Below are 18,468 nucleotides of genomic sequence, written 5' to 3' on the forward strand. Positions count from 1 at the left end.
TCAGGCGTCGTCGTTGGCGTTGAGCAGGCGGTCATAGGCGCCTTGGTCGAGCAGGCCACTGATGGCGCTGGCATCGGCGGGGATGAAACGGAAGAACCAGCCTTCGCCCATCGGGTCTTCGTTGACCAGTTCAGGGCTTGCGTCGAGCTGGTCGTTGACTGCGACCACTTCGCCGGACAATGGCATGTAGACGCCGCTGGCGGCTTTCACCGATTCCACGGTGGAGGCTTCTGCGCCTTTGTCGTAGTGCTGCAGTTCCGGCAGTTGCACGAAAACCACATCGCCGAGGGCATTCTGGGCGTAGGCGGTGATGCCCACGGTGACGCTGCCGTCAGCTTCGACGCGCAGCCATTCGTGATCTTCGGTGAAACGCAACTCGCTCATGGGGGATCCTCGCGAAGCAGGGAAGTGGGCACGGTGGTTCCGCGCTCTTGGTTGTAATTCCCGTAGCAATAATGCGGCCAAGTCACTCCAGGCCTTGTAAATCAGGGGGTGAGTCCGAATGTGCGTGCGCTTAGGTCATCTGCCTGTAATGAAATCGCTACGCAGCAGCGACGATTGAAAAGCCTTGTCGGATCAAACCGTTGCGTAGACGGTGTCAACGCGCCGTGTATCGATTTCAATACGTCGTATCGAAATCGATACGGTTGCGGCGGTGTCCTGTTTCCGATCGCGGCTATCCTGTTGATTTTTGTCCGGTCCGGATTAATGTAACGCGACAATTCAGAAGCCTCGATGATCGCCTCGAGCGCGGCTGCGCGCGGATCCCGCCGCACGTCGCCGGAGGGTCTGACGGCGCTCTCATACGAGGAAACCCTATGGTCAAGAGACCCAGCGCGGTAAGCGAACAGTCGGCGTCGCATGCTGCCCGGCAGCCGGTCGGTTGGTTCGAAGCCTTCCTGTTCTGGCTCAAGCTAGGGTTCATCAGCTTTGGCGGGCCGGCTGGACAGATCTCGATCATGCATCAGGAGCTGGTGGAGCGGCGACGCTGGATCAGCGAAAAGCGCTTTTTGCATGCGTTGAACTACTGCATGTTGTTGCCAGGCCCCGAGGCGCAGCAACTGGCCACTTACATCGGTTGGCTGATGCATCGCTCTTGGGGTGGGTTGATCGCTGGCGCCCTGTTCGTGCTGCCTTCGTTGTTCATCCTGATCGGCTTGTCTTGGGTCTACATTGCTTTCGGTGAAGTGCCTGTGGTGGCGGGGATTTTCTACGGCATCAAGCCCGCGGTGACGGCGATCGTCGTGCACGCGGCTCACCGGATCGGCTCGCGTGCGCTCAAGAACGGCTGGCTATGGGCCATGGCTGCGGCGTCATTCGTGGCCATCTTCGCGCTCAACGTGCCGTTCCCGCTGATCGTGCTGGTGGCGGGGATCATCGGCTACCTGGGCGGGCGATTCGCGCCGAGCACGTTCGTGATCGGTGGTGGACATGGCGCGGCCAAGAGCAACCATGGGCCGGCGGTGATCGATGACGATACCCCCACGCCCGCACATGCACGTTTTCAGTGGAAGCATCTGTTGCGCCTGGTTGTGATCGGAGCGGTGCTCTGGACCCTGCCCATGGCGCTTCTGACGCTCTCGTTTGGCTGGAGTGGAACCCTCACGCAGATGGGCTGGTTCTTCACCAAGGCCGCGCTGATGACGTTTGGCGGCGCCTACGCGGTGCTGCCGTACGTCTACCAGGGCGCTGTCGGGCATTATGGTTGGCTCACGCCCACCCAGATGATCGATGGGCTTGCCCTGGGGGAAACCACGCCAGGCCCACTGATCATGGTGGTTGCTTTCGTTGGCTTCATCGGCGGGTATGTGTATCCGATGTTTGGCGCTGAGCACCCGTTTCTCGCCGGAGCAGTGGCGGCGAGCCTGGTCACCTGGTTCACCTTTTTGCCGTCATTTTTGTTCATTCTCGCCGGCGGCCCGGTGGTGGAATCGACGCACAACGAGATCAAGTTCACAGCGCCGCTGACCGGCATCACGGCTGCTGTGGTGGGCGTCATTCTCAACCTGGCGCTGTTCTTCGGTTACCACGTGCTTTGGCCGCAGGGCTTCAGTGGTGCATTCGATTGGCCGTCTGCGCTGATCGCCATCGCTGCGGCCATCGCGCTGTTTCGCTTCAAGCGTGGTGTCATTCAAGTGCTGCTGGCGTGCGCATTGGTAGGGTTGGCGGTGCACTTGCTGCGCACCTGATAGCGGTTGCCGGCCGATGTGTCGTCGGCCGGCTTGGCAGGCTTTGGCCCCTTGCCTCACATCTCGACCTGCGTACCGAGTTCGATCACCCGGTTCAACGGCAACTTGAAGTATCTCAGGTTGCTGTTGGCATTCTTGAGCAAGAAGGCGAACAGGTACTCACGCCACCGGGCCATGCCGATTCGCTTGGTCGCGATGACGGTTTCGCGGCTGAGGAAGTAGGTGGTACGCATGGGGCCGAAATCGAGGCCGTCGCGTTGGCATCCGCCTAGCGCCTTCGGTACGTCCGGCTCCTCCATGAAGCCAAAGTGCAGGGTCACGCGGAAGAAGCCTTCGCCGAAAGCCTCGACCTCGAAGCGTTTGTTGGCGCTGACACGCGGCTCGTCTTCGGACATGACGGTCAACAGGACAACCTGTTCATGAAGCACCTGGTTGTGCAGCAGGTTGTGCAGCAGCGCATGGGGCACCGCCTCGGCCCTGGCAGTGAGGAACACCGCCGTACCTTGTACCCGATGCGGAGGCTGGAACTGCAGGCTGGCGATGAACAGGTCGAGCGGCAGTGCGCTTTCGTCGAGTCGCTCGACGATGATCCGGCGGCCGCGCTTCCAGGTGGTCATCAGCACGAACAGGGCAACCCCGGCGATGACCGGGAAGGCTCCGCCTTGCAGGATTTTCGGCGCGTTGGCGGAAAAGTACAGGCTGTCGACCAGCAAGAAGCCTAGCAACAAGGGAACGGCCAACCAACGCGGCGCCTTCCACAGCAACAGCACCACCGCCGATGACAGCAGCGTGGTGATCAGCATGGTGCCGGTGACGGCCACGCCATAGGCGGCAGCCAGGGCGCTGGAGGATTCGAAGCCGATCACCAGTAGTACGACGCCGACCATCAGTGCCCAGTTCACCATACCAATGTAGATCTGGCCCTGTTCCTCGCTGGACGTGTGTTGGATGAACATGCGCGGTACATAGCCCAACTGAATCGCCTGGCGGGTGAGGGAAAAGGCGCCGGAAATCACCGCTTGTGAGGCAATGATGGTGGCAAGGGTGGCCAGCCCGACCATCGGCAACAAGGCCCAGCCGGGCGCCAGCAGATAGAACGGGTTGCGCACGGCGTCTGGGTTGCCCAGGATCAACGCGCCCTGCCCGAAGTAGTTCAGCACCAACCCGGGCAACACCAACACAAACCAGGCCCGCGCGATGGGCTTGCGGCCAAAATGCCCCATGTCGGCATAGAGCGCCTCCGCGCCGGTCAATGCCAGTACCACCGCCCCCAGAATGGCGACACCCATGCCCGGGTGGACAACGAAGAACTGCACCGCCCAAGTGGGATTGAGCGCTTGCAATACCTCGGGGCGCTGCGCGATGCCATGAACGCCAAGCGCCCCGAGCACCACGAACCACAGCACCATGATCGGCCCGAAGAGGATGCCGATGCGCGCTGTGCCGTGTCGCTGGATCATGAACAGCGCGACCAGTACCACCACCGAGACGGGCACGACCCAATGCTCGATGCCATCGAAGGCCAGTTGCAGCCCTTCGACCGCCGACAGCACGGAAATCGCTGGAGTGATCATGCTGTCGCCATAGAACAAGGCAGCGCCGAACAGGCCGAGCAACACCAGCACCCGGCTCAGTCGCGCATAAGGCGCCGCGGCCCGGTGCGCCAGCGCCGTCAGGGCCATGATGCCGCCTTCGCCCTGGTTGTCGGCCCGCAGGATGAACAACACGTATTTGATCGAGACGACCCAGATCAACGACCAGAACACTAACGACAGCACGCCCAATACGCCGGCTGCGTTGACCTGGACGCCATAGTGGCCTGAGAAGACTTCTTTGAGGGTGTACAACGGGCTGGTACCGATGTCGCCATACACCACGCCGACTGCGGCAACGAGCATGCCGACGCCTGAGGTTTTGCTGGGAAGGGTTTGATGTGCAGTGGTCGCAGTCTGGCTCACGGATGACTTCTCTGGACGGGCGGGTCGAGAGCGCGTGCCTTCCCTATGCTGCGCGCTTCCCTGGCGCCTGAACGGTCCATGCTGGCGCTACGCAGAGGCGCAACGCCGGCATGGACCGTTCAAGCAGCAAGCGCAGCCAGTATCGTTTCAACTGCTTTTGGTGAGTGTAAAAAGAGCGTAAAAATTGCCGCTGCGACCAGGGCCGTCCTGCCGCTGCCGCGTGTCCCGATGATTCAGTTGGTCGTTACACGGCGGCAAAAAATGGCAACGCCAAGTACAGCTTGATGACAATGGCGTTGATGATGTCGATGAAGAATGCCCCCACCATCGGCACCACCAGAAACGCTATCTGCGATGGGCCATAGCGTTGCGTCACAGCCTGCATATTGGCAATCGCCGTTGGCGTGGCGCCCAGGCCAAAACCGCAATGGCCGGCTGCAAGTACGGCAGCATCATAGTTGCGGCCCATGACCCTGAAGGTCACGAAGATCGCAAAGAGCGCCATCACCAATGCCTGGACTGCCAAAAGAATGAAGAACGGCAATGCCAGCGCCGCAAGATCCCATAACTTCAGCGACATCAATGCAATGGCCAGAAACAACGACAAACTGACATTGCCCATGACCGAAACTTCGCGCTCGAATACTTGATACAAACCAAACATCGAAAGCCCGTTTCGTAGCAGTACGCCTACGAACAAGACGCACACGAAGGTCGGTAGTTCGAATGCGGTCCCGTGCAGAAACTTATTCAATAGGGAACCTGCCAGTAAGCTGACCGAAATCAGCGCGATGGTTTCGATCAGAGAAAAGGGTGTGATCAGGCGCTCTTTGTTGGGTTGTTCAAACCCCTGTGGCAAGCGGGGCGTCTCTTGCTCGACACCCGGCGTCTGGACGCGGGCGATGAGCAAGCGTGCGACCGGACCACCAATCAAACCGCCCAACACCAGGCCGAACGTGGCGGAGGCCAGTGCCAGTTCGGACGCTGAGGCCAGACCGAACTTCTCGCTGAAGGTGGCTCCCCACGCAGCGCCTGTGCCGTGCCCGCCCGACAAGGTGATCGAACCTGCCAGCAAGCCCATCAGCGGGTCCAATCCAAGCGCCGTGGCAAGTCCGATGCCCATGGCGTTCTGGACCACCAGCAATCCGGTGACCACCAGCAGGAAGATGCCGACGACACGGCCGCCTTTCTTCAGGCTGGCGAAATCCGCACTCAAGCCGATGGTGGCGAAGAATGCCAACATCAAAGGTGTTTGCAGTGAAGTATCGAATTGGACCTGGATATCGAAACTGCGCAGTCCCAATAACACCACGGCGACCAGCAAGCCACCGGCGACCGGTTCGGGAATATTGTAAGTGCGCAGAAAAGCGATGCGTGCAACGAGGCCTCGTCCTAATAGCAGCACCAGGGAGGCGGCGACGAGTGTCCCATAGAAATCGAGCTCAAGCATGTGATGCGTACTCTTTGTAAATTCAGAAGAATATTTACTTGGGCGCGCCATTCTAGGGACGGCCATTACGCGAGTACGTAGGTTTATTCTGAAAGTTATCGGCTTATGACGGTTATTTTTGTGGTTTTATGCGTCACCCCGACGCTGGCGGGGCGCTGTCGAACCGAGGCGCGAGCCCCGCTTCATGCTTTGTTTGGAATCCCGTACTTGCGTAGCCGCTGGGCAATCGCGGTGTGGGAGGTTTGCAGGCGGCTGGCCAATTGGCGGGTGGACGGATAGCTCAGGTATAGGCGCTGCAGCAGATCGCGCTCGAAGGCCTGCACGGCCTGCTCGAGGCTGGCCACTTCGCCGTCCTGGCCACGGGCCACGGCGGTGCCGGCAATGTCCAGATCGTCGATGTCCACCAGGCTATGTTCGCTGATGGCTGCGGCGCGGAAGATCACGTTCTGCAATTGGCGCACGTTACCCGGCCAGGGGTTGGCCAAGAGCGCCGAGTGTGTGGCCGGGGCCAGGCGGCAGGGTGGGCGCTGGATCTGTGTGCAGGCCTGTTGCATGAAGAAATGCGCCAACAGCAGGATGTCCTGGCCACGTTCGCGCAGGGGGGGAACCTGCAGATTCAGCACGTTGAGGCGATAGAACAGGTCCTCGCGAAAGCTTCCCTCGGCCACCATGCGCTCCAGGTCGCGGTGGGTGGCGCTGATGATGCGCACGTCCACTTTGATTTCCCGGTCGCCGCCGACCCTGCGAAAGCTCCCGTCACTCAGAAAACGCAGCAGCTTGGCTTGAAGGTAAGGCGACATTTCGCCGATCTCATCCAGGAACACGGTGCCCTGGTTGGCCAGCTCCATCAGCCCCGGCTTGCCGCCGCGTTGTGCCCCGGTGAATGCCCCTGGGGCATAGCCGAACAGCTCGCTTTCGGCCAAGCTCTCGGGCAGGGCCGCGCAGTTCAACGCAAGGAATGGCGCGGCATGGCGACTGCTGATGGCATGGCAGGCACGGGCCACCAACTCCTTGCCGGTGCCGGTCTCGCCGTGCACCAGCAGTGGCGCGTCCAGGGCCGCGACGCGCAGGGCGCGGGCCTTGAGGGTGCGGATCGCCGGGGAGTCGCCGAGCAAGGCATCGAACCCTTCGGCATGGTCGTGATGCAGGGCCGACAGGCGTTCGCCCATGCGGTTCGGCGGGTAAAGCGTGAGCAGACCGCCAGCATGGGTGATCGGTGTAGCGTCGAGCAGCAAGCTCTGGCCATTGAGCTGCATCTCGCGCATCGGCAGGTGGAAATTGTTGTCCAGCAGAGCCTGCAGCAGACCTGGGTCATTGAACAGCTCGCCCACGGAGCGGCCGGCCGATTCGCGCCCGCACAGGGCGATCAACGCCGGGTTGGCCAGCAGCACCTTGCCTGCGCTGTCCACCGCCAGCACCGGGTCGCTCATGGCGGCCAGTAGAGCATCGAGCTGCAGGTGTCGGCGTTGGCCGGGAAGGATGTCGACCACTTCCACCGACTGCACGCCCTGGACTTCGAACAACGCATCGTGGAGCTCTTCGAGCACGGCAGGGCTAAGGGTGGGCGCATCGATGTAGACGTTCGGCGGCACCATCTCCACGGCGTCCAGGTTGAGATTGCGGGCACCGAGCAGGGCCAGGACTTCCTGGGTGATGCCGACGCGGTCGATGAAACTGACGTGGATGCGCATGGGGTTGAGGGGGCTGTGGCCAGGGGAGGGCGGTAGTATGCCTCGGTCGGTCGATCAAGCCCAATATTGCCGGGGCCGCTGTGCGGCCCCTGATCGTGAAGTCATTCCAGGTGTTCAGGCTTGATCGGGTCGCCCGATTTCACGTCCAGCTTCTCGCGGATGTCCTTGAACATCCAGTCGTAGATCTTGTGCGGCGAACCCAGGTTCTCGAACTTCTTGGGCGGCGCCAGGTAGGACTGGGCCCGGCGGGAGAGTTGCATGAGGAAGCTGGGCAGCACCTGGTCCTTGGCCAGGAAGAATTTTTCCTCGACCGTCTTGCCCTCGATGATGCCGTGCATGTGGAACTGGATGCCTCTGCCTTCCTTGGGGTCCGACGCGGCCTCGTATTCGATGTTCAAGTCATAGCTGTGGTCATTCTTGTTCAGCGCGGTGCGCTCGATATGGACATGACCGGGGTGGTATTGGGCCATTGACACGCTCCTCTGGAAGGTCGAAAACGGCGGGCGTCAGACGCCCGCCTACTGCATTCAACGGTAGCTGATCCCCGGCTTGGCGGTGGACACGCGGGTACCGGCGGTGCCTTTGACAATCTCTTCGATGTCCGACAGCGAGCCGATCACCGCCACCTTGCCGGTGTGGCGGGCGAAATCGCAGGCCGCTTGCACCTTGGGCCCCATGGAGCCGGCGGCAAAGCCCAGGCGTTCCAGTTCGTCGGGGTGGGCCTGGGCAATGGCTTTCTGGGTCGGCTTGTTGAAGTCGATGTATGCGGCGTTGACGTCGGTGGCAATCACCAGCAGGTCGGCATCGAGTTGTTCGGCCAGCAAGGCCGAGCACAGGTCCTTGTCGATGACGGCTTCGATGCCTTTGAGCTTGCGGTTTTCATCGTACATGGTAGGGATGCCGCCGCCGCCTGCGCAGATCACGATGCTGCTCTTTTCCAGCAGCCACTTGATCGGGCGGATTTCGAAGATGCGCTTGGGTTTGGGGCTGGCCACTACGCGGCGGTATTTGTCGCCGTCGGCCTTGACCACCCAGCCTTTCTCCTTGGCCAGGCGCTCGGCCTCTTCCTTGCTGTAGACCGGGCCGATGAACTTGGTCGGGTCCTTGAAGGCTGGGTCGTTGGCATCCACTTCCACTTGGGTCAGCAGCGTGGCGAACGGCACTTCGAAGGCCAGCAGGTTGCCCAGCTCCTGTTCGATCATGTAGCCGATCATGCCTTCGGTCTCGGCACCCAGCACGTCCAGCGGGTAAGCCTCGTCGGGTTTGTAGGACAGGCCCTGGAGCGACAGCAGGCCGACTTGCGGACCATTGCCGTGGGCGATGACCAGTTCGTTGCCAGGATGGATCTTGGCGATCTGCTCGGTGGCGGTGCGGATATTGGCGCGCTGGTTTTCAGCGGTCATGGGCTCGCCGCGACGCAGCAGGGCGTTGCCGCCCAATGCAACAACGATACGCATGGTGAATGTCCTTCTCAGGTCAGCTTCAAGCTTCAAGTCGCAAGCTGCAAGCAGAGGCGGGTCGGTGTGAGGCGCCGCGTTTCTTGTGGCTTGGAACTTGAAGCTTGCAGCCAATAGCGTTAGAGATCAGCCAGGGTCGACACCAGGATCGCCTTGATGGTGTGCATGCGGTTTTCCGCCTGCTCGAAGGCGATGCACGCTGGCGACTCGAATACGTCCTCGGTGACTTCGATGCCGTTGGCCAGGTGCGGGTACTGTTCGGCGATCTGCTTGCCGACCTTGGTCTCGGAGTTGTGGAATGCCGGCAGACAGTGCATGAACTTGGTGCGAGGGTTGCCGGTGGACTTCATCAGTTCCTTGTTCACCTGGTAGGGCAGCAGCAGCTTGATGCGCTCGCCCCAGGCTTCGACCGGCTCGCCCATCGACACCCAGACATCGGTGTGGATGAAGTCGACGCCCTTGACCGCAGCCTTGGCGTCCTCGGTCAGGGTGATGCGTGCGCCGCTTTCTTCGGCGTACTGCTTGCAGCGCTGGACCAGATCGTCATGAGGCCACAGTTCCTTGGGCGCGGCGATGCGCACGTCCATGCCAAGCTTGGCGCCGATCAGCAGCAGCGAGTTGCCCATGTTGTTGCGGGCATCGCCCAGGTAGGCATAGCTGATGTCGTGCAGCGGCTTGTCGCTGTGCTCACGCATGGTCAGCACGTCGGCGATCATCTGGGTCGGGTGGTACTCGTCGGTGAGACCGTTGAACACCGGCACACCGGCGAACTTGGCCAGCTCCTCGACGATTTCCTGCTTGAAGCCACGGTACTCGATGGCGTCGTACATGCGGCCCAACACGCGAGCGGTGTCCTTCATGCTCTCTTTGTGGCCGATCTGCGAGGAGTTCGGGTCGATGTAGGTGACGTTGGCGCCTTGGTCATAGGCGGCGACTTCGAAGGCGCAGCGGGTGCGGGTCGAGGTCTTCTCGAAGATCAGGGCGATGTTGTTGCCCTTCAGGTGCTGTTGTTCGGTGCCGGTGTACTTGGCGCGCTTGAGGTCGCGGGACAGGTCCAGCAGGTATTTCAGCTCGCGGGTGGTGTGGTGTTCGAGGCTGAGCAGGTTGCGGTTGTGAATGTTGAACGCCATGACGGTTCTCCTTGAGTTCGGGTCGGCCCGGCCGTCGCCTTGTGAGGACGGCCGGGGAAATGGTCGTTAGTAGTCGATTGGGTCGCGAACGATCGGGCAGGTCATGCAGTGGCCGCCGCCACGGCCCCGGCCCAGTTCGCCGGCACTGATGGTGATGACTTCGATTCCGGCCTTGCGCAGCAGGGTATTGGTGTAGGTGTTGCGGTCGTAGCCGATGACCACGCCGGGCTCGACCGCCACCACGTTGTTGCCGTCATCCCACTGTTCGCGCTCGGCAGCGAAACTGTTGCCGCCGGTCTCGACCACGCGCAGCTTGACGCCCAGTTGCTCGCCGACCACCTCGATGAACGACTTGTTCTCGCGGCGCACGTCCATGCCGTAAGGCTTGCTTTCGTCCGGGCGAATGATGAACGGCACGATTTCGCGGACCACTTCCGGGAAAACCGTGACCAGGTCGCGGTCGCAGAAGCTGAACACGGTGTCCAGGTGCATGGCCGCGCGAGATTTAGGCAGCCCGGCGACGATGACTTTCTCCACCGCACCTTTGGCGAACAGGTTCTGTGCCAGTTGGCCGATGGCTTGGCGCGAGGTGCGCTCGCCCATGCCGATCAACACGATGCCCTTGCCGATCGGCATCACATCGCCGCCTTCGAGGGTGGCCTGACCGTGGTCTTTGTCCGGGTCGCCGTACCAGACCTGGAAGTCGGCTTTGGTGAACTCGGGGTGGAACTTGTAGATGGCGGTGGTCAACAGGGTTTCCTGGCGTCGTGCTGGCCAGTACATCGGGTTGAGGGTCACGCCGCCGTAGATCCAGCAGGTGGTGTCGCGGGTGAATTGGGTGTTGGGCAGAGGTGGCAGGATGAAGCTGGAATGGCCCAGGTAGTCGTTGTACATCTTGACCACGCTGGCACCTTCGCTTTCCGGCAGATCCTGGCCGGCCACACCGCCGATCAGGAATTCGGCCAGGTGACGCGGTTCCAGGCCTTCCAGCCAGCTGCGCACTTCGTTGGTCAGGCCGACACCGACGGTGTCAGGGGTGATCTTGCGGTCGAGGATCCATTTCAGTGCTTCGGGGTTCTGCACGATGTCGGTGAGCAGGTTGTGCATCTCCAGCACCTCGACGCCGCGCTCGCGCATCTTGGTGACGAAGTCGAAGTGGTCGCGCTTGGCCTGGTCGACCCAGATCACGTCATCGAACAGCAGCTCGTCACAGTTGCTCGGGGTCAGGCGCTTGTGAGCAAGACCTGGAGCGCACACCATCACTTTGCGCAGTTTGCCGGCTTCGGAGTGGACACCGTACTTCTGTTTTTCCGTGGACATGTTCATTCCTCCAAGAATGCGAAGACGTGGATCAAAGCGTCAGGAAGCCGTCGTAGAGTCCGTAGGCGGCCACCAGGGCGCCCACCACGACGGCGGCAAAGATCAGTTTTTCAACCGAGGTGAAGATCGGTTGGCCGACCTCGCGCTTGGCCTTGGCGAACAGGATCGCGCCAGGGGCATAGAGCAGGGCCGAGAGCAGCAGGTATTTCACGCCGCCGGCATACAGCAGCCAGATGGCGTACAGCAGGGCGATGCCACCAATGATCAGGTCTTTCTGGCGTTCGGCCAGGGCCTGTTCGTAGGTTTCGCTCCGTACCGCAAGCAGCACCGCATAGGCCGCCGACCACAGGTAAGGCACCAGGATCATCGAGGTGGCGAGGTAGATCAGCGACAGGTAGGTGCTGTTGGAGAACAGGGTGATGACCAGGAAGATCTGCACCATGGCGTTGGTCAGCCACAGCGCATTGGCCGGTACATGGTTGGCGTTCTCGCGGCGCAGGAACTCCGGCATGGTGTGGTCCTTGGCCGCGGCGAACATGATCTCGGCGCACAGCAGCACCCATGACAGCAGCGCACCGAGCAGCGAGATGATCAGCCCGACGCTGATCAGCACCGCGCCCCAGTGCCCGACCACGTGCTCGAGCACGGCAGCCATCGAGGGGTTCTGCAGCTTGGCCAGTTCCGGTTGGGTCATCACGCCCAGCGACAGTACGTTGACCAGCACCAGGAACAGCAGCACGGTGATGAAACCGATGACGGTAGCCTTACCTACGTCGGAGCGTTTTTCCGCCCGGGAGGAGAAGATGCTCGCGCCCTCGATGCCGATGAACACCCATACGGTGACCAGCATCATGTTGCGCACCTGGTCCATCACGCTGCCTAAGTCAGGGGAGCCTTTACCCCAGATGTCGGCGGTGAAAATGTCCAGCTTGAAGGCGAACAGGCAGATCAGCGCGAACAGCGCCAGTGGCACGACCTTGGCCACGGTGGTGACCAGGTTGATGAACGCCGCTTCCTTGATGCCGCGCAGTACCAGAAAGTGCACCGCCCACAGCAGGATCGAGGCGCCGATCACGGCCGCCGGCGTGTTGCCCTCACCGAAGATCGGGAAGAAATAGCCCAAGGTGCTGAACAACAGGACGAAGTAGCCGACGTTGCCCAGCCAGGCGCTGATCCAGTAGCCCCAGGCTGAGGAAAAGCCCATGTAGTCGCCGAACCCTGCCTTGGCGTAGGCATACACCCCGCCGTCCAGATCCGGTTTGCGATTGGCCAGCGTCTGGAACACGAAGGCGAGGGTCAACATGCCGACCGCCGTGATGGCCCAGCCGATCAATACAGCACCGACACCGGCGCTGGCGGCCATGTTTTGCGGCAACGAAAATATCCCGCCGCCAATCATGGAACCGACGACAAGTGCAACAAGTGCACCCAGTTTTAGTTTTCCGGGAGAATCAGACATTTAACAACTCCATACCAGGAGAAAGTTGACCTCAGAGTAAATCCGACGCCTGTGCCATGTGCTGACATGGGTCAGTTTCATGGTGATGCGAAGTAGGAAAACTCCTTCACATGACTCCTGGAGAGTGCCGACTGCTTATGCTGCAGGCCTTATGCGCTGGCACCTCCGTGTCCTTCTAGAGCAAAAGCTCGTGTGGCCTGCGAGGTTTCAAGCTAGCCGCTTTTGGGCAATAAGCAAATTTTCGAGAAAACCCCGTCTTAACTATGTTTGTCACTGACCTGCCTCATGGAACGCGCAGTATTAATGCCAACTATATAGACCGACTCGTTATGAGGGTTTTAGCCTTGATCGCTTGGTCTAATATGAGTTGACCGCTCCGTTATAAGAATCAACAAGGTGTTTCATGCGTATGACAACAGCCCAAAGGGGAGCCCTATGAGTGAACCGGGACAGAAGCTACGCCTGGGTGCGTTGATCGCGCTGGTGGTCGGCTCGATGATCGGCGGTGGGATCTTTTCGTTGCCGCAGAACATGGCGGCGCGCGCCGATGTGGGCGCGGTGCTGATCGGTTGGGGCATCACTGCCGTGGGCATGCTGGCACTGGCGTTCGTGTTCCAGACCCTGGCCAACCGCAAGCCGGAGCTGGACTCAGGGGTGTACGCCTACGCCAAGGCCGGCTTTGGCGAGTACATGGGCTTTTCCTCGGCCTGGGGGTACTGGATCAGCGCATGGCTGGGCAATGTGGGCTATTTCGTGTTGCTGTTCAGCACCCTGGGTTTCTACTACCCGGTCTTCGGCGAGGGCAATACGCCGGTAGCCATCGCCTGTGCGTCTTTGCTGTTGTGGGCAGTGCACTTTCTGGTACTGCGCGGCATCAAGGAAGCGGCGTTCATCAACCAGGTGACCACCGTGGCCAAGGTGGTGCCGCTGCTGATCTTCATCGTCATTGCCGCCTTCGCCTTCCGGGCCGATATCTTCACCCGTGACATCTGGGGGCTGAGCAACCCCAAGTTCGGCAACGTGCTGGAGCAGGTGCGCAACATGATGCTGGTGACCGTGTTCGTGTTCATCGGCATCGAGGGCGCCAGTGTGTATTCGGGGCGGGCGCTGCATCGCTCGGACGTGGGCAAGGCCACGGTCATCGGCTTTCTCGGGGTGCTGGCATTGTTGGTGCTGGTCAATGTGCTGTCGTTGGGGGTGATGACCCAGCCAGAGCTGGCCAATCTGCAGAACCCCTCGTTGGCTTCGGTGCTGGAACACATCGTCGGGCCCTGGGGCGCCTTGCTGATCAGCATTGGCTTGGCGATATCGCTGCTGGGTGCGCTGCTTTCCTGGGCGCTGCTGTGCGCCGAGATCCTCTTTGCCACGGCGCGGGACCAGACCATGCCGCGTTTCCTGGCCAAGGAGAACGCCAACCATGTACCGGCCAACGCCCTGTGGCTGACCAATGTGATGATTCAGGGCTTCTTGCTGATCACATTGGTCTCGGCGGGCACCTACACCAGCCTGATCTACCTGGCGTCGTCGATGATTCTGGTGCCGTACTTCTGGTCGGCGGCCTACGCGGTGCTGCTGACCCTGCGTGGCGAAGGCTATGCCGAGCAGCCGCAGTTGCGTCGCAAGGACCTGGTAGTCGCCCTGGTGGCGCTGCTCTATGCCGTCTGGTTGCTGTATGCCGGGGGGCTCAAGTACCTGCTGCTCTCGGCCCTGCTCTATGCGCCGGGCGTGATCCTGTTCGCCCGAGCCAAGCACGAACAAGGCAAGGCTTTGTTCACTGGCTGGGAAAAGCTGATCTTCGCAGCGGTGCTGGCCGGAGCGGGGCTAGCTGCCTATGGCTTGTATTCAGGGGTGCTGAGTTTGTGAGGGGCAGGGCGGGACAGGTCGCTCCGGGCGCGACCAGATCCACAGATTGCCCAAGGTCATGCCGCCAATGGCCAGAAACACTGGCCAGCGATGCTCGAAGAACGTCAGCATCAGCCCCGCGCACAGCAGCATGCTGAGCGTGGCGCTGACCTTGGCACGGCGCTGGATCACCTTGCCATTGCGCCAGTTATGGAGGATCGGCCCGAACAGCCGATGGTTTTCCAGCCAGGCGCTCAGACGCGGGGAGCTGCGAGTCGCTGCCCAGGCGGCCAGGAGAATGAATTCGGTGGTGGGCAGGCCGGGTACGACGATCGCGACCAGCCCAATACCCAAGCTGACATAGGCCAGGATTGCGTAGAGCAGGCGGGCGAGTTTCGAGCGGGCTGGTCGGGTCATGGTCTCACTGCGAAAAAACGGTCCGGCCAACGGAGCGGTGACCGGGTGAAGCCTCTCAGGCCAGTGCGGCATCCGCGGCATAGGCATGCTTGAGCAGTTCGGTGAAGCGCTCGAAGGCCGCCACTGCGCCACGTTCGGCGGCGGCATCCTCCTCGGCCGAAAGCTCGAGGTTATCGAGGATTCGGGTGAACTGCTTCCAGCCTTCGGCGCGACCACCGGCCGGCTCGCCCAGATGACGGGCGCCGAAGCTGTCGGACAGCCCAAGAGCCACGGCACGCTTGATCAGGAACGCGGCGCCCAGTTTGGAGCCTTCGGAGACGAAGATCCAGCCCAAGGCCTGGCCCAGGCTCGGCCCTTGCAACGCGCCGGGCAAAGGGACGGGAACGTCGGTGTCCAGGTCGGCCAGGTCCAGACGTGCCTGCTCGGCACGGCAGCGCTGGGCCAGGTCCGGCACGATGGCGATCAGTCGCGGGTCGTTGTACAGGGCCTGCAGTTCGGACTGGAACAGGTACTGGGCGACCACGAAGCGGGCGAAGCTTTCGCGGCTGTCGAATGGCTTGTGGGATTTGACCAGGGCGTCCAGCTCGGTGTGCGGTGCGTGGGTGACCTGGTTCAGGCGCTGCGAGCGCAGGGCGGGGGTGGCGGTCATGGAAAGGTCCTTGGCAGATGAGGGCTCTAGACGAGACGAATCGGGTCGGGTCCGACCGTAAAAAAGGTGTTTGCAGAGGGGTGAAGGCCCCACTGGTACCGCGCCGATCCTGAGACCGGCGCAGTCCCTGTGGGAGCGGCTTCAGCCGCAAAGCAGGCGATGCGGTGCCGTCGCACGACGGCACTCAGATATCCCAGATCAAATTGATGGCGAAGTTGCGTCCCGGCGCGGTCAGGCGATCGAGGTTGGCGGGCTGGGTGACGGCGGCTTCGCTCTGGCCGTTCTGGCCGACAGTGGCATAGCTGCGTACGTCATCCCACTGCCAGTACTTCTTGTCGGTCAGGTTGTACAGACCGGCATTGACGGTCAAATCGTCCGTGATCTTGTAGAAGCCGCTCAGGTCGAGCACGCCATAGCCGGGAGTACGCCAGCGCGAAGTGCCGCCGTCGGGGGAGAAGAACGTGGTGTCGTCGACGCGGTTCTTGCGCTTGACCAATGTCCAGCTCAGCAGGCCGCCATAGCTGTCCTGCTCATACCCCAGGCCAAACACGCCAGTGAGTGGGTTGACGCTGTTCAGCGGCTGGCCGGTGTCATCGTTGCGGCCATAGGCGTAGGCCACCGAGCCTTGGGTGTACAGGCCTTGCGGTGCGCCAAAGCGATCCAGGTTCAGACGACCTCTGACCTCGGCGCCCTTGATGGTGGCGTGCTTGATGTTCTGCGCCTGGAAGTCGAGCGCGTCGTTGCCGTTGAGCAGGGCGTCTTCATTGATGAAATCGCGGTACTTGTTATAGAAGGCGGCGACATCGAAGTTGCCCGCATCGAAGTTGCCGCGCAGACCGGTCTCGTAGCTTTTGCTCTTTTCCGGCTCAAGGTTCGGATTCGGCTGGACCACATAGCCGCCGGCCGGGTTCTCGAAGCGGCCATACAATGCCTTGGCCGTCGGCGTGCGGAAGCCTTCGGCGTACTGCCCGTACCAGGTGTAGTGGTCGTTGAAGGCGTAGGTGACGCCCAGCTTGGGCGAAACGCGGTGCCAGTTCTTCTGTTTGTCGCTGACGGTGGTGTTGCCCGAGGTCGGCAGGGTGGCCAGGAACTCATCGGTCAGGTGCGGCTTGAGCCGGGTGTAGTCGTAGCGTGCGCCCGGCAGGAAGGTCCAGTTGTTCCAGCGGATCTCGTCCTGGGCGAATAGGCTGTAGGTGTTGATGGTCGGGTCGGGGAAGTCGCTGACCCGGGCCAGGCTGTCGGGGGGACTGATCTGGCCGATGGCTGTGCAGGAGCCACCAACATTCAGGCAGACGCCCGTACCGCTACGAGAACCGGTGACTTTTTCTTGCTTGAGCGTTGTGCCGTAGGTCAGCAGATGGTCGGTGGCGCCAACGGTGAACGCTTTGTCGAGCTGTGCATCGAGCACCCATTGGCGGTCCTTGTAGGTCGTCTGCCGATCACGAAGCACTTCGCGGCCACGGGCGAAGTACAGCTCCTCGGTGCGTTGATCGGTCTTGGCGATCTGGTAGTTCAGGCTCCATTTCATGTGATCGGCCAGCAGGCTGTCGAGGCCGAACTCATGAGTGATGCCGAAGCGTTCCCGCGTGATGGTGTCATCGGCGCTTCGGGCGCGATACATGTTCGAAGCGCCCATGCCGGGAATGAACGGTCCACCCACGGCACTGAGCACATTCTGGTCGCGATCGTCCTTGTAACGCTCGTAGGTAACGCCCACTCGCGCGTCCTCGGCGTAGTTCCAGCCAAGTTTGGCCAGTACGTTGGTGGTGCGCGCATCCTCGGGGTTGGCCTTGGTGCGGTCAAGGCCGGTGCCACCGTGCTCGCCGTAGGATTCGGTTTCGTGGCCGTTGCGCTGGCTCAGATGCAACAGGCCGTCGAAGTCGCCCTGGCGGCCGGCGGCGGTGGCGGAGGTCAGCCAGCTTTCATCGGCCGAGCTGTAGCCGGTCTTGAGGCGGGCGCCCATGTCCTTGCCAGGCTTGATGATGTCGTCCGGATCGAGGGTGAAGTAGCTGACCGCGCCGCCAATGGCATTGCTGCCATAGAGCACCGAGGCTGGGCCGCGAAGGATCTCCACGCGCTTGACGATCTCGGGATCGACATAGTTGCGTTGGGTCTGGGCATAGGGGCCGTAGAAGAAACCATCCGGAACCGAGACGCCGTCGACCTGGGTGAGGATCCGTTCGCCATCGATGCCGCGGATGTTGTAGCCGTTCAGGCCGCTGCGCTGGCCGACGCCGCCGACGGAGACGCCGGGCTCGTAACGGACCAGTTCCTTGATGTCGTTGACGTTCCTGCGATCCAGTTGCTCGCGGGTCTGCACGCTGACGGTGCTTGGCACCTGGCTGACGTCCTGGGCGCTGCGGGTGGCGCTCACGGTCAGTTGCTGCAGGGCGATGGTGTTGCCGGCCTGCTGGCGCTCCAATACCACGTTGGCGTTGCCGATCTTGCGCAGGCTCAGCCCGGTGCCTTGCAGCAGACGGCGCAATGCGGCTTCAGCAGACAGCGAGCCCCGTACCCCCGGTGACGACACGCCCTCGGCCAATTCGGCACTGAACCCGACCTGCCAGCCGGTGATCTGGCTGAACGCGTTGATCGCCGAGACCAGTGGCTGCTGCTCGATGGCAAAGCGGTAGTCGCCCAGGCGTGGGCTGCTGGCATTGGCCGGTTCTGCGGCCAGGGTAGGCAGGCTGCAGGCGCCGCTGGCGAGCAGGGCGAGGGTCAGCAGGGACAATTGCCCCATGCGGCGGGAAGGGGTGGACGGGCGAGTTGGACCTGTGGACATCGAAGGCGCTCCCTGACGCGCGAACTGTTATAGGTGGTGACCGTTCTTGTTTCAAACAAGAATCAGTTGCATTGGCTATAACGAGACGGACGGGAAGGCGCGATCGCGTAAAAAAACTTCAGGG

The 18,468-nt window shown here is 61.7% G+C and carries 14 protein-coding genes; 2 read left to right on the forward strand and 12 right to left on the reverse strand.

What is annotated here, in order from left to right; all coding sequences use genetic code 11:
• Positions 1–384, reverse strand: a complete 384-nt coding sequence (gcvH, locus tag R6G97_RS03830) for a glycine cleavage system protein GcvH (protein WP_250034505.1) — start codon at positions 382–384, stop codon at positions 1–3.
• A 434-nt stretch (positions 385–818) separates the two neighbouring features.
• Between gcvH and chrA the strand changes: the two genes are divergently transcribed.
• Complete coding sequence (gene chrA, locus R6G97_RS03835; protein ID WP_043210698.1) at positions 819–2,189, forward strand: chromate efflux transporter; 1,371 nt, start codon at positions 819–821, stop codon at positions 2,187–2,189.
• Between the two features lie 56 nt (positions 2,190–2,245).
• Here chrA and R6G97_RS03840 read toward each other — a convergent pair whose 3' ends face one another.
• From R6G97_RS03840 to arcD (R6G97_RS03875), 8 genes are all read right to left on the reverse strand, one after another.
• Entirely contained in the window at positions 2,246–4,147 is a 1,902-nt protein-coding gene (locus R6G97_RS03840; RefSeq protein WP_043210696.1) for a potassium transporter Kup, read from the reverse strand.
• Between the two features lie 244 nt (positions 4,148–4,391).
• Positions 4,392–5,597, reverse strand: a complete 1,206-nt coding sequence (gene gltS, locus R6G97_RS03845; RefSeq protein ID WP_043210694.1) for a sodium/glutamate symporter — start codon at positions 5,595–5,597, stop codon at positions 4,392–4,394.
• Positions 5,598–5,779: 182 nt separating this feature from the next.
• Complete coding sequence (locus R6G97_RS03850) at positions 5,780–7,288, reverse strand: sigma-54-dependent transcriptional regulator (protein ID WP_043210693.1); 1,509 nt, start codon at positions 7,286–7,288, stop codon at positions 5,780–5,782.
• 101 nt (positions 7,289–7,389) lie between these two features.
• Entirely contained in the window at positions 7,390–7,758 is a 369-nt protein-coding gene (locus R6G97_RS03855; RefSeq protein WP_070574787.1) for a DUF5064 family protein, read from the reverse strand.
• A gap of 57 nt (positions 7,759–7,815) precedes the next feature.
• Positions 7,816–8,745: a carbamate kinase gene (gene arcC / locus R6G97_RS03860; RefSeq protein ID WP_043210691.1), complete on the reverse strand. Its 930-nt coding sequence runs from the start codon at positions 8,743–8,745 to the stop codon at positions 7,816–7,818.
• 119 nt (positions 8,746–8,864) lie between these two features.
• The gene (locus tag R6G97_RS03865) at positions 8,865–9,875 is read right to left on the reverse strand and encodes an ornithine carbamoyltransferase (RefSeq protein ID WP_043210689.1); all 1,011 of its coding nucleotides are present in this window, start codon (positions 9,873–9,875) and stop codon (positions 8,865–8,867) included.
• Positions 9,876–9,941: 66 nt separating this feature from the next.
• Complete coding sequence (arcA, locus tag R6G97_RS03870) at positions 9,942–11,195, reverse strand: arginine deiminase (RefSeq protein ID WP_043210687.1); 1,254 nt, start codon at positions 11,193–11,195, stop codon at positions 9,942–9,944.
• Between the two features lie 31 nt (positions 11,196–11,226).
• Entirely contained in the window at positions 11,227–12,654 is a 1,428-nt protein-coding gene (arcD, locus tag R6G97_RS03875) for an arginine-ornithine antiporter (RefSeq protein WP_043210686.1), read from the reverse strand.
• A gap of 435 nt (positions 12,655–13,089) precedes the next feature.
• Between arcD (R6G97_RS03875) and arcD (R6G97_RS03880) the strand changes: the two genes are divergently transcribed.
• Positions 13,090–14,517: an arginine-ornithine antiporter gene (arcD, locus tag R6G97_RS03880; RefSeq protein ID WP_090346647.1), complete on the forward strand. Its 1,428-nt coding sequence runs from the start codon at positions 13,090–13,092 to the stop codon at positions 14,515–14,517.
• Here the strand turns inward: arcD (R6G97_RS03880) and R6G97_RS03885 are convergent.
• The 3 genes from R6G97_RS03885 to R6G97_RS03895 all read right to left on the reverse strand — a co-directional run bounded on the left by R6G97_RS03885 (position 14,497) and on the right by R6G97_RS03895 (position 18,344).
• Complete coding sequence (locus R6G97_RS03885; protein ID WP_043210682.1) at positions 14,497–14,913, reverse strand: YbaN family protein; 417 nt, start codon at positions 14,911–14,913, stop codon at positions 14,497–14,499. The two genes, arcD (R6G97_RS03880) and R6G97_RS03885, sit on opposite strands and share 21 nt — an antisense overlap.
• A gap of 55 nt (positions 14,914–14,968) precedes the next feature.
• A complete protein-coding gene (locus tag R6G97_RS03890; RefSeq protein ID WP_317847830.1) occupies positions 14,969–15,562 on the reverse strand; it encodes a biliverdin-producing heme oxygenase in 594 nt (197 codons plus the stop codon).
• Positions 15,563–15,746: 184 nt separating this feature from the next.
• The gene (locus tag R6G97_RS03895; RefSeq protein ID WP_317847831.1) at positions 15,747–18,344 is read right to left on the reverse strand and encodes a TonB-dependent receptor; all 2,598 of its coding nucleotides are present in this window, start codon (positions 18,342–18,344) and stop codon (positions 15,747–15,749) included.
• Between the last annotated feature and the right edge of the window lie 124 nt (positions 18,345–18,468).

The sequence above is a fragment of the Pseudomonas sp. HTZ2 genome (assembly GCF_033173945.1).
Classification (GTDB): domain Bacteria; phylum Pseudomonadota; class Gammaproteobacteria; order Pseudomonadales; family Pseudomonadaceae; genus Aquipseudomonas; species Aquipseudomonas guariconensis.